Genomic DNA, 21,250 nt, shown 5'->3' with positions numbered 1-21,250 from the left:
GACCTCAGTAGAGCACCTGCCACCGACATCGGACCCGACTACGATCAGGTCTTTGCGATCGATCGGTATCGCTGGTCTGGGGAGGAGAAGCAGAAAGCCCCCGACCGGCGGGGCTCTCATTCGGTGGGCGATACTGGGATCGAACCAGTGACCTCTTCCGTGTCAGGGAAGCGCGCTACCGCTGCGCCAATCGCCCGTTCCCGGCGCGGTACCTATCCGGGTGGGTGAGAGAGGTGGCGACGGGATTCGAACCCGTGTGGACGGCTTTGCAGGCCGCTGCCTCGCCTCTCGGCCACGCCACCATGTGTGTGGGCCACCCGTTCCGCCGTGTGACCGGCGGTCCGACTGGACCGTGAGACTTCTCCCTCGAGCGGATGACGAGATTCGAACTCGCGACCCTCACCTTGGCAAGGTGATGCGCTACCACTGCGCCACATCCGCGTTGCCCGCTTGCGCGTGCGGGTTCGACTCTAGCCGATGCCTCGACCCCCGCCAAACCGAACGCGCCGTGTTACGCGGATGCCCGCTCCGGCGGCACGCGCGACCAGGCGAGTCCGTCGGGCGAGCCGCCGACGCCGATCTCGCGGCGCACCTCGCCGGCGGCGATGTCGATCTCGACGACGAGGTCGGACTGGTCGCACGAGACGTAGGCGTAGTCGTCGGGCCGCTCGTCGGACGCGGTGCGCTCGCGATCCTCCTCCGACGTGCGCGGCGGCGGGATGACGATGCGCTGCGGTGTCGGGGGCACGTCGAGCAGGTTCAGCAGCTCCCCCGACACGAGATCGAGAATGCCGACCTGCGACGTCGGCCGGAAGCCGATGAGCAGGCGGGTGCCGTCGGGCGTCGGCGCGGTGGCGTAGCCGATCGCCGGCAGCACGACCCAGCGGATCGACCAGTCGGTGGTGGAGAGGATGCCGAGTCGCGGCGACTCCTGGTCGGCGACGTAGACGACGCTGTCGTCGCGCGCGATCGAGATGCGGTTGATCCTGGTGCCGAACTTGACGATCTGAATGAGGGTTCCGGCGCCGAGGTCGAGCACGCTCACGCTGCCCGGCTCGACGTTCGCGGTGTAGGCGAACCGGCCGTCGGACGAGAGCGCGACCATGTGCGACTGGTCGTGCCCGGTGCGTACCGACTGCACGACCTCGAGGGTCTCGGGATCCAGGATGGTGACCGCGCGCAGGTTCTCGGTGGTGACGTAGATGCGGCCCTCGACGCCGAGCGCGACGTCGTGCGGGCGGGCCGGTTCACCGAGATCGATCGTGACGTGCTGACCCTTGTCCTCTTTGACCTTCCGGTCGTCGAGCTCGCGCAGATCGATCACATCGATGGTCTGCCCGTCGACGCCGGGCTGCCCGACGTTCGCATCGCCGTAGACGGGAAGGAACGCGCGCTTACCGTCGGCGGTCGCGACGACCTCGTGCGGCGTGAAGCCGCTCGCGCGCACTCCCCCGATCCGGCGCCCCGAGTCGAGGTCGATCACCCCGACCGAGCGGTCGGCCTTTTCCACCACGAGCAAGCGTCCTGCGGGCATGGCGTCAGCCTAGAGTCGCGACGTTCCGGGAGGGTCCGGGGGCCCGGGGAATGGGACGCGGCCACCGTCGGCGCGACACGACCGGGTGTCGCGATATGGCAGGATGGAGCCCGCGGGCGATTGGCGCAGTTGGTAGCGCGCTTCCTTCACACGGAAGAGGTCATCAGTTCGAGTCTGGTATCGCCCACCACTCATTCGCCCTCCGGCTCCCGCTCGACGCGGAGCAGCTGCCCCCGCATCGCGTCACGCTGCTCGGGGCTCAGGTTGGCGATCGCGACGATGACGTCGACGACCAGTGCGCGGATGCTCACGCGGTCCTCCTCGGGGTCTCACCCTGTCGACGTTCGGCGAGGCCGCGAATCGACAGGGCGACCCCGGGATCAGACCTCGTGCCCCAGTTCCCGCAGCCGTCGGCGGAGGAACCGCACGTCGGCATCCGTCGGCGCGAGCCGCAGCGCCTCCCGGTAGGCGTCGACGGCCTCCGCATCTCGACCCGCCCTCCGCAACAGGTCGGCGCGCGCGGCAGGCAGCAGGTGGTACTCCCCCAACGTTTCCTCGGCGACGAGACGGTCGAGCGCGGCGAGCCCGGCCGGGATGCCGTCGGCGAAGCCCACCGCGATCGCGCGGTTGAGGGCGACGACCGGCGACTCCCCGAACGTCGCGAGTTCGTCGTAGAGCTCGACGATGCGCGGCCAGTCGGTCAACGCCACCTCGCTCACGAGCGCGTGGGCGGCGGCGAGCTCGGCCTGCACGCGGTAGCCGCCGCGCACCCGGTACGGTCGATCGAGCAGCGCCGCCGCCTCGGAGAGCATCCCGGCATCCCAGGTGCGACGGTCCTGCTCCTCGAGCGGAACCAGGTCACCTGAGGCGTCGACACGCGCCCCGCGTCGCGCGTGGTGGAGCAGCATGAGCGCCAGCAGCGCCCGCGTCTCGTCACCGTCGTCTTCCGGCACGACCTCGACGACCAACCGCGCGAGCCGGATCGCCTCGGCCGCGAGATCGAGGCGCATACCGCCGGTCCCCGACGACGCGGAGTAGCCCTCGGAGAAGATCACGAACAGCACCGCGAGGATGCCGTCGAGCCGAGCCGGCAGCTCCTCCGCCGTCGGCACGCGATACGGGATGCCCGCGGTGCGAATGCGCCGCTTCGCCCGCACGAGGCGCTGCGCCATCGTCGCCTCCGAGACGAGGAAGCTCGCCGCGATCTCGCGCGTCGTGAGGCCTCCGACCGTCTGGAGCGTCAGAGCGACGCGGGCCTCCATCGCGAGCGCCGGGTGCGCGCACGTGACGATGAGACGCAACCTGTCGTCGGCATCCTCGTCCCAGGTGTGAGCTGCCGCGTCGGCGGGGTCGGGGGCGACCGAGGCGCCGCCGCGCTCATCCAGCACCGTCACCTCCCTGAGCTTCCTGAGTTCGTTCGTCTGCCGACGCAGCACATCGAGCGCGGCGTTGCGGGCGACGGTCGTCAACCAGGCGCCGGGGTTGTCCGGGATCCCGTCGGCGACCCACCGCGTCGCCGCCTTCTCGAACGCGCCCTGCGCGACGTCCTCCGCGAGCGACCAGTCCCCCGTCACACGGATGAGCGTCGCGACGATGCGCGCCCACTCCTCCCGGTGGGCGCGCGCGAGCGTCTCGGCGACGCCGGGAACGTCGGGACTCAGTCGGCGCCCCCGGCCGCGTCCTCGACGGGATGCCCGTCCTCGTCGACCTCGAGCGGCCAGAACGGACGCAGCTCGAGCGTGCCGAAGCGCGCCATCGGATGCTTCGACGCGACCTCGATCGCCTCGTCGAGGTCGCGGCACTCCAGGATGTCGAACCCCGCGACCCACTCCTTCGCCTCGATGAACGGACCGTCGGTGACGAGCAGCTTGGCCCCGCGCACGCGCACCGTCGTCGCATCCTCGACGGGACGCAGGCGGTCGCCGTCGATCGCGATGCCGCGCCCGGTCATCTCCTCGACCCACTGGCCGATGTTGTCCTGCTCACGGTCGTACGGCTCCGCCGCCGGGTCGGCGACGACGAACATCAGATAGCGCATGGTGTCTCTCCTTCTCGAGGATTGTCCTCACCCCCGCGACGAACGGCTCGGGCCGGAAACGACAGTTCAGCTCAGATTCCTCGACGGTCGAGCAATTCCAGCAGCGCCGTGGGGTCGACGTCCACCCGTCCGTCGAGCACCCGAGCGAGCGTCGCCCCCTCGAGCTCATCCCACACGGCGACGCGGGCGAGCCGCACCTCCCCGGCGGCGGCGAGGGCATCCCGCATCGCGTCGTAGAGCGCGCGTTGCTTCCACCGGGGTGAGCCGTTGCCGGTGAACTCGCCGGGTTCCGCGGCGGGCCCGAACATCCGCTCCGTCGACGGACTCGCCCAATAGCCGCCGCGCTTCGCCTTCCGCAGCGCCGCCGCCTCCTCCTCGTCGCAGTAACGCCGGTAGTCGGATGCCCACGGCAGCCCGTCGGCCCAGTCCGGTTCGAGGGTCGCGCGGCGGTAGCGGTTGAAGTGCTGCTCCTCGTCGAGTTCGACGATCAGTCCGTCGGTGAGCACGATGTCCCAGACCCCGGGGCGGAACACGACGAACTCCGCGGCGCTCCCGCCGAGCGCGCGATAGAGATCGAGCACGCGCTCGGCGGCCACCGGCGGCATCGCGTCGAGACGCGGCGCGGGTGGTCGCACCGCAGCCTCGCGCCGACCCAGGTCGGAGAGCAGGCTGGCGAGCCGCGCCTGCCGTTGCCGCTGATTCGCCATCAGTCCGTCACCGGTCGTCCGAAGCGGGTCTCGACCCCGGGAGAGAACAGCACCGAGTCGGGTGCCCGATCGACGATCCCCGGCAGTCCCGCCGCCGCGACGAGCCCGTCGTCGAGCTCGAGCAACTCGGCGGCGCGGAGCGGCCACGGTTCGTGCCAGTTGGGCATGAACACCGTGCGACCGCGGCGGCGCGTGAACATCCCCCATCGCGCCGTGAGGAAGTCGGCGAGCGGGTCGGCCTCGACGACGTCGCCCACCCGTGCGACGATCCGGCTCGACACCCCGCCGACGTGGCGTCGCGATCGGTAATCGATCACGTCTCCCGACCGCGCCATCGACGTTGACGCCCATGCGTAGGGCAATGCGAACGCGGCCCGCGCGGCGAGGACCGCGAGCAGCCGCGACGCCTCGAGCGACCGGAACACGACTCCGCGCCGACCCGCGGCGTCGACGCCGTAGAGGCGCACGTTCACCTCGACGAAGGTGCCGACATACGGGACGGGCGGGCTGCCGAAGATCGTCGCCCGGTCGAGCAGGAACGGGATGAGCCCCACCCACGTCGAGCCGTCGTGCTCGTCGGGGCGGACGCCCGCCGGGAGGAGCGGCGCGATCCGCGACGACTCGACCCGCCAGTGCAGGAAGGTCAGGTCGCTCCAGCGCTGGCTCGCGATCGCCGGACCCGCGAGCGGCGGCGCGGTGCGCGAGATCGGCTCCGGCATCCGTGCCGTCACGCTGTCGCCGACTTCTCGCCGGGACCGGAGGAGGCATCGGCGTCCTCCCGAGCGGCCTGGCGTCGCCGCAGCAGCACCCAGACCGGCGCCGACACGAGCGCCGATCCGACCGCGACGCCGAGGAACGCCATGAGAGGCGCGGCGAGGATCCCGACCTGCGCGCTGAACAGGATGCCGATCGTGTCACCCCAGACCGGCGGAGCGAGGAAGCCGACCGCGGTCGCCCCGAGCAGTGTGAGTCCCCAGCGCGGAGCCGGCCCGGCCCGGGAGATCGGCCGAGCCGAGTGGATGAGCGCCGCGAGGATGCCGGCCAGGATGCCCACGACCGCCGACCACGGGAACGACACCGTGACGGCACCCGACGTGGTCGCGGCGATGCCGGCGAGGAACCCGAAACCGAGGGAACGGGGCACCGAGCGGTCGACGGCCTTGAGTCGGTCGACGAGCAACCAGCCGAGCGCGGCGGCCGCCGGCCCGACCGCCCCGGCGAGCAGGATGCGCGGGAGGTAGGCGTCGAACGCCGCCTCGAGACTCGTGAGCCAGAGCGCGAACGCGAACCAGAATCCGAGCACGCCCGCGAGTGCCTCTTGACCGCGTGGGATCGGCAGCGCCCGCGCACGACGCGGTGCCCAGGCGAGCAGCACGAAGGCGCTCGCGGAGACGAAGAGCGGCAGCGCCCCGCCGAAGTCGACGAAGGCGCAGCCCGTGAAACGGCAGGATGCGGTCAGCGCGAGCGGCACGAGGGCGGCCGCCGGGAAGACGACGACTCCCCAGGTGAGCATGAGCGCCCAGCGCGACAGGCGGTCGGCGCCGGAGCCGATGGCCGCCGCCTCGAGCATCACAAGCACGGGGAGCGTGAACGCCGAGAGCGCCAGCAGGTAGTCGAGCCGAGCGATGCCGCTCAGGGTGCCGGCGAGGCTCGTGACGAGGGTCGTGAGTGCCGCGGCGGCGAGTGCCGGCCAGATCATGCGGCCGCCGAGCACCGGTCGGACGAGCTGGAAGGCGGCGAGAGTGGCCAGCGCGCCGCCCGCGAACGAGATCGCGACGAAGAGCGTGGTCATGGAGCGAATGTACGGGGCGCCGCCTCCGAAGAGACGGCGCCCCGCGCGGCCATATCAGCGAACAGACTGAGTACGGCCAGGTGCTCGACCTACTTGGCGTCGAGGACGTAGCCCTCTTCGCCGTGGACGATCGTGTCGATGCCGGCGAGCTCGTCCTCGTTCTTCACGCGGAAGCCGATCGTCTTCTCGATGATGAAGCCGATCACGAACGCGAGCACGAACGAGTAGATCATCACGCCGAAGGCGGCGATCGCCTGCACGATCAGCTGCGACGGGTCGCCGCTGAAGAAGAGTCCCGTGCCGTTGGCGAGGAAGCCCAGGTAGAGCGTTCCGATGAGACCGCCGACGAGGTGGATGCCCACGACGTCGAGCGAGTCGTCGAAGCCGAGCTTGAACTTCAGCTCGATGGCGAGGGCGCAGACGACACCGGCGACGAGGCCGAGCACGATCGCCCAGAGCGGGTGCAGCGAGGCGCACGCGGGGGTGATCGCGACCAGACCGGCGACGGCACCGGAGGCGGCGCCGACCGACGTGGCCTTGCCGTCCTTGAGCTTCTCGACGACGAGCCAACCGAGGAGCGCGGCGGCGGGAGCGGCGATCGTGTTGATGAACGCGAGTGCCGCGGTGCCGTCAGCGGCGAGCTCCGATCCGGCGTTGAAGCCGAACCAGCCGAACCACAGGAGGCCGGCGCCGAGAAGCACGAAGGGCGGGTTGTGCGGCTGGTGCGCACCCTTCGCGAAGCCGACGCGCTTGCCGAGCACGAGCGCCAGGGCCAGGGCGGCCGCACCGGCGTTGATGTGCACCGCCGTGCCACCGGCGAAGTCGATCGTGCCTACGCCGAAGACCGACTGCAGGCCGTGCGTGATCCAACCGCCGTAGGCGAAGCTTCCGTCCTCGGCGAGACCGAAGTTGAAGACCCAGCTCGCCACGGGGAAGTAGACCACGGTGGCCCAGATACCCGCGAAGATCAGCCAGGAGCCGAACTTCGCGCGGTCGGCGATCGCACCGGAGATCAGGGCGACGGTGATGATCGCGAACGTCGCCTGGAAGGCGGCGAACGCGAGCGGCGGATACGCGGCGCCTTCGGGAACCTCGAGGAGGTTGTTGAGGAAGACCGCGCCCGAGTCGAACGACCACGGGAAGATCGTGCCCTCGGCACCCGGGAACGCGATCGCGTAGCCGTAGATGACCCACAGGACGCCGATGAGCCCGATCGCGCCGAAGCTCAGCATCATCATGCTGATCACGCTCTTCGCCTTCACGAGACCGCCGTAGAAGAACGCGAGTCCCGGGGTCATGAGAAGGACGAGAGCGGCCGCGATGAGCAGGAAGGCGGTGTTGCCTTGATCCATTTCAAAACCTCTCTAGGGGTTGCAGGAGATGCACCGTCGGACCGTCGCACTCGGGAGAGAGTCGTGCCTCGGGTACGCCGGTCAGTCTGTCGGCGGGGTGTTACCGGAGCACTGTGTGAATGTTTCGCGATCGTTACACCCCGGGCATCGGTGTAAACATCGTGTTTCGCGCGGCCACCGATCCGCTTGGAGTCTCGCAATCGGGCTGGCGGTGGAGCGCTGCGGGGAGGCTGTTACTCCCGAGCGCCCGACGTGAGCGCGATGAGGCGCGAGATCGCCCGGAGGTACTTCTTGCGGTAGCCGCCCGCCAGCATGTCCTCACCGAACACCTGATCGAGCGGCACCCCGGTCGCCAGCACCGGGACTCGCGCGTCGTAGAGCCGGTCGACCGCGGCGACGAAGCGCAGGGCATCCGTCTGGTCCTGGAGCACACGCACGCCGCGCAGCCCGACCGCCGAGAGCCCGTCGAGCAGCTTCACGTAGCGCGACGGGTGCACGGTCGCGAGGTGCCGCAGCACGGCGTCGAAGTCGTCGACCGCGACGGTGCCGCCGATCCGGTCGACCGCCGCATCGAGCGCGGCCTCGTCGGCGAGGGCGACGGCGTGCCCTTCGACGTCGCGGCGGCGGTAGTCGAGACCGTCGATGCGCTGGATGTCGAAGCGCTCCGCGAGCGCATGGATCTCGCGGAGGAAGTCGACCGCGGCGAACCTCCCCTCGCCGAGCGCGTTCGGCGGCGTGTTGGAGGTCGCCGCGATGCGCGTGCCCGACTCGGCGAGCTGACCGAGCAGCCGCGTCATCATCATCGTGTCGCCCGGATCGTCGAGTTCGAACTCGTCGATCGCGACGAACGTCGACCCGGTGAGCAGCTTCACGGTGGCCTGGTAGCCGAGCGCGCCGACGAGCGCGGTGTACTCGATGAACGTGCCGAAGTACTTGCGGCCCGGCGCGAGTTTCCAGAGGGCCGCGAGCAGGTGGGTCTTGCCGACGCCGAAGCCGCCGTCGAGGTACAGCCCCGGCTTCGCAGGTGCAGGGCCCTTCTTGCGGAACAGCCCTCCCCCGCCACTGCCCTTCCATCCCGCGGCGAACGCCCGCGCGCGCTCGACGGCTTCCGTCTGCGACGGGTAGTCGGCATCCGGTCGGTAGTTGTCGAGCGTCGCGTCGTCGAACTGACGCGGGGGCACGAGCGAGCCCGCGATCTCGTCGCCCGACATCGCCGGCGCGCGGTCGAGGAGCGAAGTGATCGTGGTCATGGGAGCCTTGTCGGAACGGTGCCGGCTGGAGACGGCGGACGTGTGTCGAACTCTTACGGCACACCAGCGGGCTGAGAGCCGACTGCCTAACCTGAAAGACAACGCACCAACCCTATCCACAGGAGCATCCGATGACCGTCGAGACCGACGCCTCCCCCGAGTTCGCGGGCTACGCCCATCCCGAGCGACTCGTCAGCACCCAGTGGCTCGCCGACAACCTCGGAACGCCCGGGCTCGTCGTCGTCGAATCCGACGAAGACGTGCTGCTCTACGAGACCGGCCACATCGAGGGCGCGGTCAAGATCGACTGGCACACCGACCTCAACGACCCTGTCGTGCGCGACTACCTCGACGGGGCCGGGTTCGCGAAGCTCCTCTCGGCGAAGGGCATCTCGCGCGACGACACCATCGTCATCTACGGCGACAAGAACAACTGGTGGGCCGCCTACGCGCTGTGGGTGTTCTCGCTCTTCGGACACGACGACGTGCGCCTCCTCGACGGTGGCCGTGCGAAGTGGGAGGCCGAAGGGCGCCCCTACACGACCGAGGCGACGACCCGGCCCGCAACCGACTACCCGGTCGTCGAGCGCGACGACACGAAGCTGCGCGCCTACAAGGACGACGTGCTCACCCACCTGGGCAACCCGCTGATCGACGTGCGCTCCCCCGAGGAGTACTCGGGCGAGCGCACCACCGCCCCGGCCTACCCGGAAGAAGGCACCCTGCGCGCGGGCCACATCCCGAGCGCCCAGAGCGTGCCGTGGGCGAAGGCGGTCGCCGACGACGGCACCTTCAAGAAGACCGACGAGCTCAACGCGATCTACCGCGACGGTGCCGGGCTGAAGGAGGGCGACGACGTCATCGCCTACTGCCGCATCGGTGAGCGTTCGAGCCACACGTGGTTCGTGTTGCAGCACCTCCTCGGCTTCGAGAACGTGCGCAACTACGACGGCTCGTGGACCGAGTGGGGCAGCGCGGTGCGCGTCCCGATCGTCAAGGGCGCCGAGCCCGGCGACATCCCGGCGAAGTAGTCGACCCCGCGAAGTAGGCGGGCGGCGCCGCGAAGTAGGCTGAAACACGTGAGCGACTCCGACCTGCCGTCCGCGCTCGCGACCACGCGCGACGACTTCCTGGCCCTCGAACAATACGAACGCCTGCAGCTGCTGCTGGAGTTCGCGAACGAGCTGCCCGAGCTGCCCGAGCGGTACGCCGACCATCCCGATCTGCTCGAGCGCGTCGAGGAGTGCCAGTCGCCGGTGTTCATCTTCGTGGAGGTCGTCGACGACATCGTGCACCTCCACGCGACGGCTCCCAAGGAGGCGCCGACGACCCGCGGCTTCGCCTCGATCCTCGTGCAGGGCCTCGCCGGACTCACCGTGCAACAGGTGCTCGACGTGCCCGACGACTATCCCCTGACGCTGGGGCTGACCGAGGCCGTGAGTCCGCTGCGCATCCGAGGGATGTCCGCGCTCCTCGGCCGCACGAAGCGCCAGGTGCGCGAGAAGACCGCAGCGTGATCCTCCGCCGGCTGTCGCCCGTGGGCGACGCGACCGACGCTGTCGCCATCGACACCACCTCGCCCGACGCGCGCGCGCAGGTCGCGGCGCTCTATCCGCCGCCGGGCCTGCGTGTCAACCTCGTCGCGACGCTCGACGGCGGCACGTCGGATGCCGAGGGCACGAGCGAGGGCATCACGGCGGGTGCCGATCGCCTCGTGCTCGGCGCCATCCGCTCGGTCAGCGACACCGTGCTCGTGGGCGCGGCGACGCTGCGCGCCGAGCCGGGCCTCGTACCGAGACGCACGCATCTCACGGTGCTGACGACGACCGGCGACTTCACCGGGGCGGCCGTGCGTGACGACATCGAGCCCGGTCGCATCCTCGTGGTCGGCCCCTCCGGCGCGGAAGACCGCGCACGCCGCACCTTCTCGGCACCGTTCGAATATCTCGCGGTCGACGGCGACCGCGCCGTGCCGTTGTCCCGCCTGCTCGAGGCGCTCCGCGAGCGGGGACTCGCGCGCGTCGTCTGCGAGGGCGGTCCGCGTCTCGTCGGCCAGCTGCTCGCCGCCGATCTCGTCGACGAGCTCTGCCTCACGACGGTGCCGCGCATCCTCGGCCGTCCGCAGGTGCTCTTCGGCGGAGCCGCCCCCGGGCCGCGCGACCTGGAGCTCACGCAACTTCTCGCCGACGACACCGGCACGCTCTACGCGCGGTGGCGTCCGACCCCGTAGCGAGACCCGCGGGTCAGCGCGGCAGCTTCGCGAGCCAGCCGCGGATGGCACCCTCCCAGCGCTCGCGGTCGTAGTTCCACAGCTTCGTGTGGCGGGCGACCTCGAACGCCTCGAAGGTCACGATGTCGGGCCGTGCGACGGCGAGGGCGCGGGACGCCGTCGAGGGCACGAAGCCGTCGTCGTCGCTGTGCAGCACGAGCATCGGCCGATCGAGTTCGCGGGCTCGCGTCACGAAGTCGAGGCGGTCGACGTCGAGTGGCTCGGCGAGACCCGTGAAGATCCTCCCCCAGCGCTTCTGGAAGAGCAGGATGACGAACGACCGCACGAACACGGGCAGCCGACGCACCCTCACCTGGAAGTCGAGCGCCGCGATCCAATCGACGACCGGCGACTCGAGGATGACGCCCGCGACGCGGTCGCCGAAGGTCGAGCGGGTCAGCGCCTGCAGCACCGTCGCTCCACCCATCGACCAGCCGACGAGCACCAGCTCGGTCGCACCGTGACTGACCGCGTAGCGCATCGCCGCGTCGACATCCAGCCACTCACGGTCGCCGAGCGCGTAGCGGAAGTCGTCGCTGCGCGGCGCCTCGCCGTCGTTGCGATAGGAGACGACGAGCGAGGTGAACCCCGCCTCGCGGAAGATCGGCACCGCACGCAGCGTCTCGGGGCGCCGCACGGCGCGCCCGTGCACGTGGATCGCCCAGCGCGTGCCGGACTCCCCCGACGCCGGCGGGACGAGCCACGCGGGGGCGTCGCCGAGCGGGGTGGCGATGTCGATGTCGTCGAATGCGACGCCGAGGTCGGCGGGCGTCAGGTAGAACCAGCCGGTCAGCCGACCGCGACGCGCCGTGGTGAGGTCGCCCAGGTCGACCCCGAGGATGCGGCGGGTCACCGAATCGGAGGTCGTCGCGACGATCTCGCCGAGACGCGCATGGCCCGACTCCCGCGTGAACCAGAAGCTGTAGTCGCCGGGGAGGAGTGAGTCGGGAGTGCGGTCGAGCACGATGAGTCCCTCGTCGAGGTCGACGGCACGCACCGCGACATCCTCCTCGCGACGCGACGGCGGGATGATCACTCTGCGGGCCACGAGCACCGCGACGGTGGCGGTCGCGACAGCCGCCGCCCCGACGAGCGCGAGGGTTCCGACGACGCCGCCGACGGCGATTTTCGTGCGGGTGCGCATGCCGTCCTCCTCAGTGGCCGCCACCCTCGCGACGTGATCGGTGTCGGCGTGGCACGTGACGGGCCCCTGTCATGAACCCTAGTGTTCCTTTCGTGGCCTCTGATGCGTACGAACCGGTCGTTCCGGCCGTGTTCGGTCGTGCGTTGACCGCGGTTCGCGGTGCCACCATCCGTCCGGAGTTGCAGCTCGGCGAGATCCCCGCACCGGGCGGACTCGCGCCGCACGCGATCGCGATGGCCGCCGACGTCATCCCCGTGAAGCACGGCCTCGACTCGGTGCTGGGCACCGGCAGGTTCGTGCTGCTCTACGACCCCGAAGAGCCCGAGGCCTGGGGCGGGGCGTTCCGCGTGGTGTGCTTCGCGCAGGCACCGCTCGAGACCGACATCGGTCTCGACCCGTTCGTCGCCGAGGTCGCCTGGTCGTGGCTCGTCGACTCCCTCACCTCCCGCGACGCCGGCTACACGGCCGCGTCCGGCACCGCCACCAAGGTGCTCTCCACGGGCTTCGGCGAACTCGCCGGTCAGGGCGACGGCGCTCAGCTCGAGGTGCGCGCCTCGTGGACCCCCGACGCCGCGGGCGTCGGTGCCTCCGTCGAAGCCTGGAGCGACCTGCTGTGTCGCCTCGCCGGGCTGCCGCCGACGCCCGATGCCGTCGGCCTGCTGCCGAATCGCCGAGCGGCGCGTGGCTGACGGCCTCTTCTCGCACGCCCCGGACAGCGAGCCGATGCGTCCGGCTGCGTCGCCGCCCCCGGCAGCTCGCGAACCTGCCGAGGTACGCGAACCCGCACCGGCACGCGAACCCGCCCCGGTACGCGAACCCGCTCAGGCTCCGAAGCCCGCCGCGGCGCACACGACCCACGAGCACGTCGAGGTGCTCGACACCGTCGAGCAGTACCGGGACGCCGTCGCGAAACTCGCTCAGGGCACCGGCCCGTTCGCCGTCGACGCGGAACGCGCCTCGGGGTTCCGCTACTCCCAGCGCGCCTACCTGATCCAGGTCTACCGCCGCGGATCCGGGTCGTTCCTCTTCGACCCACCCGCGATCGGCGACTTCTCGGAGCTCGCGGAGGTGATGGCCGGCGAGGAGTGGATCCTGCACGCCGCGAGCCAAGACCTCGCCTGCCTGCGCGAAGTCGGACTCGACCCGGAATCGCTGTTCGACACCGAACTCGGCGCACGGCTCGCCGGGCTCCCCCGCGTCGGCCTCGGCACCGTCGTCGAAGACCTTCTCGGCATCCACCTCGCCAAGGAGCACTCGGCCGCCGACTGGTCGACCCGTCCGCTGCCGCAGAGCTGGCTCGTCTACGCGGCGCTCGACGTCGAGCTGCTGCCCGACCTGCGCGACAAGATCGCGGAGCTGCTCGAGCAGGAGGGCAAGACCGAGATCGCTCGGCAGGAGTTCGAGGCCGTGCTGCACCGCGAGCCCGTCTCGCGGCACGATCCGTGGCGGCGTCTGTCCGGCATCCACGCGCTGCGCCAACAGCGCAACCTCGCCGTCGCCCGCGAGCTGTGGATCGCGCGCGACGACTACGCGCGCGAGATCGACAGCGCGCCCGGTCGGCTCGTGCCCGACGCGTCGCTCCTCGCCGCGGCGCGCGCGCTGCCGCAGAGCAAGCGCGACCTCGCGGCCCTGAAGGAGTTCAACGGCCGCGCCAGCCGCTCGCAGCTCGACCGCTGGTGGGGTGCCGTCGAGCGCGGGCTCACGACCGACGACCTGCCGGTCAGCCGCCCGCCCGGCGACGGGATGCCGCCGCCCCGGGTGTGGGCCGACAAGAACCCAGAAGCGGACGGCAGGCTCAAGCGCGCCCGCGCCGCCGTGGTCGCGCGGTCGGAGGAGCTCAACATCCCGACCGAGAACGTGCTCACCCCCGACACCCTGCGCCGCGTGGCGTGGGCGCCGCCCGCCGACATCGACGCAGGAGCCGTCGGGGAGGCGCTGCGGGAGCTCGGCGCACGGGACTGGCAGATTGAGGCAACCGCACAGTTGATCGCGCAAGCCTTCGTGGAGAACCCACAACAGCCGGAAACCCCCGAACTGCCCGAGTCGTCGGAATAGTCAAAGGATTCTCGGGCCCAAAACCCCCTGCCTAGGATCGAGAAGCAAGCCGATCTAGTAGAGGTGGAGGCATCGTGGCCGAGGTGAAGGACGTCGTGTTCGTCGACGGGGTGAGGACCCCGTTCGGGCGAGCCGGTGAGAAGGGTCAGTACTGGAACACCCGGGCTGACGATCTCATCGTGAAGGCCATGATCGGGCTGCTCGAGCGCAACCCGAACCTCCCGCCGGAACGCGTCGACGACGTCGCGATCGCCGCCACCACCCAGACGGGTGATCAGGGGCTCACGATCGGGCGCACCGCCGCGATCCTCGCCGGTCTGCCCATCACCGTTCCGGGCTTCGCGATCGACCGCATGTGCGCGGGCGCGATGACCTCCGTCGCCACGGTCGGCAGCATGATCGGCGTCGGCATGTACGACGTCGCCATCGCCGGCGGTGTCGAGCACATGGGGCACCACCCGATGGGTGAAGGCGCCGACCCGAACCCGCGGTTCCTCGCCGAGAAGCTCGTCGACCCGCAGGCGCTCAACATGGGCAACACGGCCGAGCGTCTGCACGACCGCTTCCCGTCGCTCACCAAGGAGCGCAGCGACCGGTTCGGCATGCTCAGCCAGCAGAAGGTCGCCGCCGCCTACGCCGCGGGCAAGATCCAGCCCGACCTCATCCCCGTCGCCATCAAGAGCGAGCAGGGCTGGGGCCTCGCCACGACCGACGAGGGGCTGCGCCCCGAGACGACGATGGAAGGTCTCGCGACCCTCAAGACGCCGTTCCGCCCGCACGGGCGGGTCACCGCCGGCAACGCGTCGCCGCTCACCGACGGCGCGACCGTGTCGCTGCTTGCGAGCGCCGACACCGCGAAGGATCTCGGTCTCACGACCAAGATGCGGATGGTGTCGTTCGCGTTCGCCGGCGTCGAGCCCGAGGTCATGGGCATCGGCCCGATCCCGTCGACCGAGAAGGCGCTGCGCAAGGCGGGCCTGACGATCGACGACATCGGACTGTTCGAGCTCAACGAGGCGTTCGCCGTGCAGGTGCTGTCGCTGCTCGACCACTTCGGCATCGACGACGAGGATCCGCGCGTCAACCCGTGGGGTGGTGCGATCGCGATCGGGCATCCGCTCGCCTCGTCGGGCGTGCGGCTCATGATCCAGCTCGCCCGGCAGTTCGAGGAACGTCCCGACGTGCGCTACGGCCTCACGGCGATGTGTGTCGGCCTCGGCCAGGGCGGCAGCATCATCTGGGAGAACCCGCACTACAAGGGAGCCAAGAAGTGACCGACTTCAGCAAGCTGGTCGGGCTCGACCCCGACGAGGTCGTCACGCACTCCTACGTGCGCGACATCCGGATGCCGAGCGGCAAGACCCTCGCGCTGCTCACGCTCGACAATGGCCGCGACCACACGCGCCCGTCGACGCTCGGACCCGCCACGCTGCTCGAGTTCTCCGAGCGCCTCGACGAGTTGAAGGGCCGCGCGGCCAAGAACGAGATCGACGGGGTTGCCGTCATCGGCAAGCAGTTCATCTTCGCGGCGGGCGCCGACCTGTCGAAGGTGGGCGACATCCCCGATCGCGAGACGGGTCTGCTCATGGCGCAGCTCGGCCACGAGGCGCTCGGCAAGCTCTCCGACCTCGGAGTGCCGTCGTTCGTCTTCTACAACGGGCTCGCGCTCGGCGGTGGCGTGGAGATCGGTCTCAACGCGACCTACCGCACGGTCGACTCGTCGGTGCCGGCCTTCGCGCTGCCCGAGGTGTTCCTCGGCATCATCCCCGGCTGGGGCGGCGCGTGGTTGCTGCCCAACCTGATCGGCATCGAGAACGCTCTCGAGGTCGTCATCTCCAACCCGCTCAAGAACAACAGGATGCTCAAGGGCCCCCAGGTGTTCGAGCTCGGCATCGCCGATGCGATGTTCGGGCCGGCGAACTTCCTCGAGGACTCGCTGAGGTGGGCCGACGGCGTGCTGACCGGCACGATCAAGGTCAAGCGCAAGAACGAACCCGGCAAGATCGAGCGCGCGGTGAAGTGGGATGTCGCGATCGGCATCGCCGAGAAGACCCTCGCCTCGCGTATCGGCCGGGTCGCGAAGAGCCCCTACGCGGCGCTCGAGCTGCTCAAGGCGGCGAAGAACACCGACAAGAAGACGGGGTTCGCCGCGGAGGACGAGGCGTTGGCCGACCTCATCTCGGGCGACCAGTTCCGTGCGTCGATCTACGCGTTCAACCTCGTGCAGAAGCGCGCGAAGAAGCCCGCGGGGGCGCCCGACAAAGCGCTCGCCCGCAAGGTCACGAAGGTCGGTGTCATCGGCGCGGGTCTCATGGCGACGCAGTTCGCGCTGCTCTTCGTGCGGCGACTCCAGGTGCCGGTGGTCATCACCGACCTCGACCAGGAGCGCGTCGACAAGGGCGTCGCGACCATCCACGGCGAGATCGACGAGCTGCTCGGCAAGGGCCGCATCGACGCCGACGAGGCCAACCGCCTCAAGGAGCTCGTGACCGGGACGACCGACAAGGCCGACTTCGCCGACTGCGACTGGGTCATCGAGGCCGTCTTCGAGGAGCTCGGCGTCAAGCAGACGGTGTTCGCCGACGTCGAGAAGCACATCTCGCCCGAAGCGATCCTCGCCACGAACACGTCGTCGCTCTCGGTCGAGCAGATCGGCGCGAAGCTGAAGCACCCGGAGCGAGTCGTCGGCTTCCACTTCTTCAACCCCGTCGCGGTCATGCCGCTCATCGAGGTCGTGAAGACGCCGAAGACCACCGACGAGACCCTGGCGACCGCGATGGCCGTCGCGCAGCAGCTGCGCAAGACCGCGGTCATCACGGCCGACACGCCCGGCTTCGTCGTCAACCGCATCCTCGCCAAGCTGCTCGGCGAGGCGATGCACGCACTCGAGGTCGGCACGGAGCCGTCCGCCGTCGTCGAGGCCGTCAAGCCGTTCGGCCTGCCGATGGACCCGTTCGTGCTGCTCGACCTCGTCGGGCTCAAGGTCGGCGCCCACGTGCTCGACACGCACCACACGGCGTTCCCCGAGCGGTTCTTCGAGTCGCAGGCGCTGCACGAGCTCGCCGAAGCGAACGTACTGCTCGAGAAGGACGGCAAGGGCAAGCCGACCGGCAAGATCGACAAGAAGGCGCTCGCGATCGTCGCGAAGCACCGCCCGGCCGACGCGAAGCCGTACACCGCGGAGGAACTGCGCGCGCGCGTCGAAGACGGCCTCGCCGATGAGATCCACCGGATGCTCGAGGGCGACGTCGTGCACGCGGCGGAGGACATCGACCTCTGCCTGCTGCTCGGCGCGGGCTGGCCGTTCCAGATGGGAGGCGCGACGCCGTACCTCGACCGGGTCGGTGCGAGCGAACGGGTCTTCGGCTCGACGTTCCACACGCCGCCGATCAAGGGCGTCGCTTAGGAAGACCGCCATCTCGGTGGTCGAGTAGCGCGAAGCGCGTGTCGAGACCGCGCTCCCGGGTCTCGACACGCCGCCTGCGGCGGCTACTCGACCACCGAGGTTGAGTCAGTGCCCGCCGTGCGCGGGTGCCCCTTGAGCCTCGACCGGACGCCGCACGAAGAACGACACGGCGATGTTCACGAGCGACACGACGGCACCGACCATGAACGCGAGGTGCACACCCGCGACGATCTGTTCAGGCGACGCGATCGTCACGTCGGTCTCGCCGGCGCCCGCCATCCCGATCGCGAGCAGGGCGATGAAGATCGCCGTGCCCGCGGCACCCGCGACCTGCTGCAGTGTCGCGACGAGTGCTGAACCGTGCGAGTACAGGTGCGGCGGGAGCGAACCGAGACCGCTCGAGAAGAGCGGCGTGAAGAGACCGGCGAGCCCGAGGCCGAGCAGCACGTTCGCGAGGACGACGACCCAGATGGGGGTGCCGACGCCGAGGCCGAGGGCGAACACCCAGAACGAGAGGCTGAGCACGATCGCCCCGGGCACGACGAGCGGCCGCGGGCCGACCTTGTCGTAGATGCGGCCGACGATGGGACCGAGCAGGCCCGAGAGCAGCGGCCCGGGCAGCAGCATGAGACCGATCGTCGTCGTCGGCAGGTCGAGCGCGTTCTGCAGGTAGATCGGCAGCAGGATGACCATGCCGAACAGCGACAGCATGCCGATCGAGAGCATGATGACCGCGATCGTGAACGTGCGCGATGAGAACGTGCGCAGGTCGAGGAACGCGGCGTCGCGTCGCTGCAGCGTGAACTGGCGCAGGGCGAACAGCACGAGGAACACGACGCCGATCGCGAGAGGAACCCACGGCGGCAGAAGCGTGCCGGTATCGGCGGCCTCGCCGATGCTCGAGAGCCCGTAGACGAACCCGCTGAAGCCGATCGCGGAGAGCAGCACCGACGGCACGTCGAGCGGCACCCGGCGCAGCTCGGACACATTGGGCACGCGCCAGATGCCGATCGCCAACATCGCCAGAGCGATCGGCAGCATCACCCAGAAGAGCGCGCGCCACTGGTGATCGAACGCCTGCAGCAGAACGCCCGAGATGGCGGGTCCGACGGCGGGTGCGACCGACATGACGATCGAGATTCGCCCCATGATGCGACCGCGGAGGTGCATCGGCACGATCGTGAGCACCGTCGTCATCATGAGCGGCATCATGAGCGCCGTGCCGCTCGCCTGTACGACGCGACCCAGGACGAGCACGCCGAACAGCGGCGCGGTCGCCGCGATGAGCGTGCCCGCGGCGAACAGCGACATGCCGACGGTGAAGACCTGGCGCGTGCTGAGTCTCTGCAGCAGCCAGCCGGTGATCGGGATGACGACCGCGAGGGTGAGGGCGAACGCCGTCGTGAGCCACTGACCGCTCGCGGCCGTGATGCCGAGATCCTCGATGATCGTCGGGATGGCGACGCTCATCGTCGTCTCGTTGAGGAACACGACGAAGACCGCGGCGAGCAGCAGCACGAGAGCCTGGCGCGACCGGGTGTCGAGGCGGTCGGCGACCACCGGGACCGAGGCAGTGGAGGGCCCTGCGGGCGCAGTCGTATCCGTCATGGTTCCTCCGTGGTGGTGGGGCGATCGCCCGACGTCAAAGCTAGCGCCCACCCCCGACGCGACCCGCCGGGCGCGTTCCGCCGAGAGTGAACAACCGCCGCCGACGGCGGATCTATTCCCGCTCGCGAAGCTCCGAGCGCACGGAGACGTCCTGCTCATCCGGCAACGGCCGGGCGACCGGGATGCGGGTGCCGAGCACCTGGGAGACGATGTCGCGGGCGATGCGCTGATCGGAGAGGCCCACCTCGGTGAGGATGTCCGCACGGTCGCCGTGGTCGAGGAACTCGTCGGGAAGCCCGAGCTCGTCGACCGCCGTGTCCACCCCAGCCGCCCGCAGGTCCTGGCGGATGCGCGTGCCGATCCCGCCGACACGGATGCCGTCCTCGATCGAGACGACGAGTCGGTAGTCGCGGGCGAGCTCGATGATCGACCGCGGCACGGGCACCACCCAGCGCGGGTCGACGACCGTCGCGCCGATCCCCTGCGCCGCGAGACGCTCCGCGACCTGCAGCCCGAGCTTCGCCATCGGGCCGACGGTCACGATGAGCACGTCGCGGTGGGCGGCCTCGCGCAGCACGTCGACGCCGTCCGCGGTGCGCCGCACGGCATCCATCTCACCGCCGACGCTGCCCTTCGAGAAGCGCAGCACCGTGGGTGCGTCGTCGACCGCGACGGCCTCACGCAACTCTTCACGGAGCCGGGTGGAGTCGCGCGGCGCGGCGATCTTGATGTTGGGTACCGCCTGCAGGATCGCGAGGTCCCACATCCCGTGGTGACTCGGGCCGTCAGGCCCGGTGACACCGGCGCGGTCGAGCACGAAGGTGACGCCCGCCTTGTGCAGCGCGACATCCATGAGGATCTGGTCGAATGCGCGGTTGACGAACGTCGCGTAGAGGGCGACGACCGGATGCAGTCCGCCGAACGCGAGACCGGCGGCGCTCGTCACGGCGTGCTGCTCGGCGATGCCGACGTCGAACACGCGGTCGGGGTGCTTCTCGGCGAACCGGTGCAGCCCGGTCGGCCTGAGCATCGCGGCCGTGATGCCCACGACGCGTGGTTCGGCATCGGCGATGTCGACGATCTCGTCGGCGAAGACGCTCGTCCACGACGGCCGCGACGGGGCCTCCACCGGCTCACCCGTCTCCGGGTCGATCTGGCCGACGGCGTGGAACTGGTCGGCGATGTCGGCCACCGCGGGACCGTACCCGTGGCCCTTCTCGGTGATGACGTGCACGATCACCGGCGCGTTGTAGTCGCGGGCCTGGGTGAGTGTCTCCTCAAGGGCGGCGAGGTCGTGTCCGTGCACCGGCCCGAGGTACTTGATGTCGAGGTTCGAGTAGAGCGCCTCGTTGTTGGTGAACCGGGAGAGGAAGCCGTGGACGGCACCGCGGGTGCCGCGGTAGACCGCGCGACCCGCGGGCCCGAGCCGCTGGAAGACCGCGCGGCTCGTGCGGTGCAGGCTGCGGTAGGACCGGCGGGTGCGCACGTCGTTGAGGAAGCGCGCCATGCCGCCGATCGTCGGCGCGTAGGAGCGGCCGTTGTCGTTGACGACGATCACCAGGCGGCGCGAGTTGTCGTCGGAGATGTTGTTGAGCGCCTCCCACGTCATGCCGCCCGTGAGGGCGCCGTCCCCGACGACGGCGACGACGTGCCGGTCGGCCTGCCCGGTCATGGTGAAGGCGCGCGAGATGCCGTCGGCCCACGACAGCGAACTCGAGGCGTGCGACGACTCGACGATGTCGTGCTCGCTCTCGGAGCGCTGCGGGTAGCCGGCGAGACCGCCCTTCATACGCAGGCGACTGAAGTCTTGACGGCCGGTCAGCAGCTTGTGCACGTAGCTCTGGTGCCCCGTGTCCCAGACGACGGCGTCGCGCGGAGAGTCGAACACCCGATGGATCGACATCGTGAGCTCGACGACCCCGAGGTTCGGACCGAGATGCCCGCCCGTCTTCGAGACCTCGGTCACGAGGAAGCGCCGGATCTCCGCCGCGAGCTCGACGAGTTCCGATTTGGAGAGGCGATCGAGGTCGCGCGGTCCGGAGATCCCCTCGAGCAGGCTCATGCCTTGAGCCTACTGAGGGAGTTCCGCATCCAC

At 70.1% G+C, this 21,250-nt stretch carries 18 protein-coding genes and 4 tRNA genes; 8 read left to right on the top strand and 14 right to left on the bottom strand.

Annotation, left to right across the window (positions count from 1 at the left end; all coding sequences use genetic code 11):
• Positions 1 to 124: 124 nt before the first annotated feature.
• From ACO1X9_RS15840 to ACO1X9_RS15825, 4 genes are all read right to left on the bottom strand, one after another.
• Positions 125 to 196 (bottom strand) — tRNA-Val (locus ACO1X9_RS15840).
• A gap of 35 nt (positions 197 to 231) precedes the next feature.
• A tRNA-Cys gene (locus ACO1X9_RS15835) sits at positions 232 to 302 on the bottom strand.
• 67 nt (positions 303 to 369) lie between these two features.
• Positions 370 to 441: transfer RNA gene (locus ACO1X9_RS15830), tRNA-Gly, on the bottom strand.
• Between the two features lie 70 nt (positions 442 to 511).
• Positions 512 to 1,534: a YncE family protein gene (locus ACO1X9_RS15825; protein WP_486351817.1), complete on the bottom strand. Its 1,023-nt coding sequence runs from the start codon at positions 1,532 to 1,534 to the stop codon at positions 512 to 514.
• 114 nt (positions 1,535 to 1,648) lie between these two features.
• Here ACO1X9_RS15825 and ACO1X9_RS15820 point away from each other — a divergent pair.
• Positions 1,649 to 1,724: transfer RNA gene (locus ACO1X9_RS15820), tRNA-Val, on the top strand.
• A gap of 190 nt (positions 1,725 to 1,914) precedes the next feature.
• Here ACO1X9_RS15820 and ACO1X9_RS15815 read toward each other — a convergent pair.
• The 7 genes from ACO1X9_RS15815 to zapE all read right to left on the bottom strand — a co-directional run bounded on the left by ACO1X9_RS15815 (position 1,915) and on the right by zapE (position 8,673).
• The gene (locus tag ACO1X9_RS15815; protein WP_486351851.1) at positions 1,915 to 3,129 is read right to left on the bottom strand and encodes an RNA polymerase sigma factor; all 1,215 of its coding nucleotides are present in this window, start codon (positions 3,127 to 3,129) and stop codon (positions 1,915 to 1,917) included.
• Between the two features lie 62 nt (positions 3,130 to 3,191).
• Entirely contained in the window at positions 3,192 to 3,572 is a 381-nt protein-coding gene (locus tag ACO1X9_RS15810) for a YciI family protein (protein ID WP_486351816.1), read from the bottom strand.
• A gap of 71 nt (positions 3,573 to 3,643) precedes the next feature.
• Positions 3,644 to 4,279, bottom strand: a complete 636-nt coding sequence (locus ACO1X9_RS15805) for a DUF7255 family protein (RefSeq protein WP_486351815.1) — start codon at positions 4,277 to 4,279, stop codon at positions 3,644 to 3,646.
• Complete coding sequence (locus ACO1X9_RS15800) at positions 4,279 to 5,010, bottom strand: YqjF family protein (protein ID WP_486351814.1); 732 nt, start codon at positions 5,008 to 5,010, stop codon at positions 4,279 to 4,281. Before ACO1X9_RS15800 ends, ACO1X9_RS15805 begins: the two co-directional genes overlap by 1 nt.
• On the bottom strand, positions 5,007 to 6,071 hold the full coding sequence (locus ACO1X9_RS15795; RefSeq protein ID WP_486351813.1) for a hypothetical protein: 1,065 nt from the start codon (positions 6,069 to 6,071) through the stop codon (positions 5,007 to 5,009). Before ACO1X9_RS15795 ends, ACO1X9_RS15800 begins: the two co-directional genes overlap by 4 nt.
• 89 nt (positions 6,072 to 6,160) lie before the next feature.
• Complete coding sequence (locus ACO1X9_RS15790) at positions 6,161 to 7,423, bottom strand: ammonium transporter (protein WP_486351812.1); 1,263 nt, start codon at positions 7,421 to 7,423, stop codon at positions 6,161 to 6,163.
• Positions 7,424 to 7,656: 233 nt separating this feature from the next.
• Positions 7,657 to 8,673 (bottom strand): cell division protein ZapE, encoded by a 1,017-nt coding sequence (gene zapE, locus ACO1X9_RS15785; protein ID WP_486351811.1) that lies wholly within the window; start codon positions 8,671 to 8,673, stop codon positions 7,657 to 7,659.
• Between the two features lie 131 nt (positions 8,674 to 8,804).
• Here zapE and ACO1X9_RS15780 point away from each other — a divergent pair, with 131 nt between their 5' ends.
• From ACO1X9_RS15780 to ACO1X9_RS15770, 3 genes are read left to right on the top strand one after another with little or no spacing between them, the layout of a single operon-like run.
• Positions 8,805 to 9,704, top strand: coding sequence for a sulfurtransferase (locus ACO1X9_RS15780; protein ID WP_486351810.1), 900 nt, complete (start codon positions 8,805 to 8,807; stop codon positions 9,702 to 9,704).
• A gap of 48 nt (positions 9,705 to 9,752) precedes the next feature.
• Positions 9,753 to 10,190 (top strand): SufE family protein, encoded by a 438-nt coding sequence (locus ACO1X9_RS15775; RefSeq protein ID WP_486351809.1) that lies wholly within the window; start codon positions 9,753 to 9,755, stop codon positions 10,188 to 10,190.
• Positions 10,187 to 10,903: a dihydrofolate reductase family protein gene (locus ACO1X9_RS15770; protein ID WP_486351808.1), complete on the top strand. Its 717-nt coding sequence runs from the start codon at positions 10,187 to 10,189 to the stop codon at positions 10,901 to 10,903. The genes ACO1X9_RS15775 and ACO1X9_RS15770 overlap by 4 nt, the downstream gene beginning before the upstream one ends.
• Before the next feature lie 13 nt (positions 10,904 to 10,916).
• Here the strand turns inward: ACO1X9_RS15770 and ACO1X9_RS15765 are convergent, their stop codons facing one another.
• Positions 10,917 to 12,086 (bottom strand): alpha/beta hydrolase family protein, encoded by a 1,170-nt coding sequence (locus ACO1X9_RS15765; protein WP_486351807.1) that lies wholly within the window; start codon positions 12,084 to 12,086, stop codon positions 10,917 to 10,919.
• A 92-nt stretch (positions 12,087 to 12,178) separates the two neighbouring features.
• On the opposite strand from ACO1X9_RS15765, the gene ACO1X9_RS15760 reads away from it, so the two are divergent.
• From ACO1X9_RS15760 to ACO1X9_RS15745, 4 genes are all read left to right on the top strand, one after another.
• Positions 12,179 to 12,775 carry a DUF3000 domain-containing protein gene (locus ACO1X9_RS15760; protein ID WP_486351806.1) on the top strand — a complete coding sequence of 199 codons (597 nt, stop codon included), beginning with the start codon at positions 12,179 to 12,181 and terminating at the stop codon, positions 12,773 to 12,775.
• Positions 12,768 to 14,141, top strand: coding sequence for an HRDC domain-containing protein (locus ACO1X9_RS15755; RefSeq protein ID WP_486351805.1), 1,374 nt, complete (start codon positions 12,768 to 12,770; stop codon positions 14,139 to 14,141). The genes ACO1X9_RS15760 and ACO1X9_RS15755 overlap by 8 nt, the downstream gene beginning before the upstream one ends.
• 74 nt (positions 14,142 to 14,215) lie before the next feature.
• The gene (locus ACO1X9_RS15750; protein ID WP_486351804.1) at positions 14,216 to 15,415 is read left to right on the top strand and encodes a thiolase family protein; all 1,200 of its coding nucleotides are present in this window, start codon (positions 14,216 to 14,218) and stop codon (positions 15,413 to 15,415) included.
• Positions 15,412 to 17,547 (top strand): 3-hydroxyacyl-CoA dehydrogenase NAD-binding domain-containing protein, encoded by a 2,136-nt coding sequence (locus ACO1X9_RS15745; RefSeq protein ID WP_486351803.1) that lies wholly within the window; start codon positions 15,412 to 15,414, stop codon positions 17,545 to 17,547. The genes ACO1X9_RS15750 and ACO1X9_RS15745 overlap by 4 nt, the downstream gene beginning before the upstream one ends.
• 105 nt (positions 17,548 to 17,652) lie before the next feature.
• On the opposite strand, the gene ACO1X9_RS15740 is transcribed toward ACO1X9_RS15745, so the two are convergent.
• Both ACO1X9_RS15740 and dxs read right to left on the bottom strand, forming a co-directional pair.
• Positions 17,653 to 19,155, bottom strand: a complete 1,503-nt coding sequence (locus ACO1X9_RS15740; protein ID WP_486351802.1) for a DHA2 family efflux MFS transporter permease subunit — start codon at positions 19,153 to 19,155, stop codon at positions 17,653 to 17,655.
• A 112-nt stretch (positions 19,156 to 19,267) separates the two neighbouring features.
• Positions 19,268 to 21,217: a 1-deoxy-D-xylulose-5-phosphate synthase gene (dxs, locus tag ACO1X9_RS15735; protein WP_486351801.1), complete on the bottom strand. Its 1,950-nt coding sequence runs from the start codon at positions 21,215 to 21,217 to the stop codon at positions 19,268 to 19,270.
• Positions 21,218 to 21,250: the final 33 nt, after the last annotated feature.

The organism is Pseudolysinimonas sp. (assembly GCF_057350545.1).
This window is presented reverse-complemented; position numbering and strand designations above follow the sequence as displayed.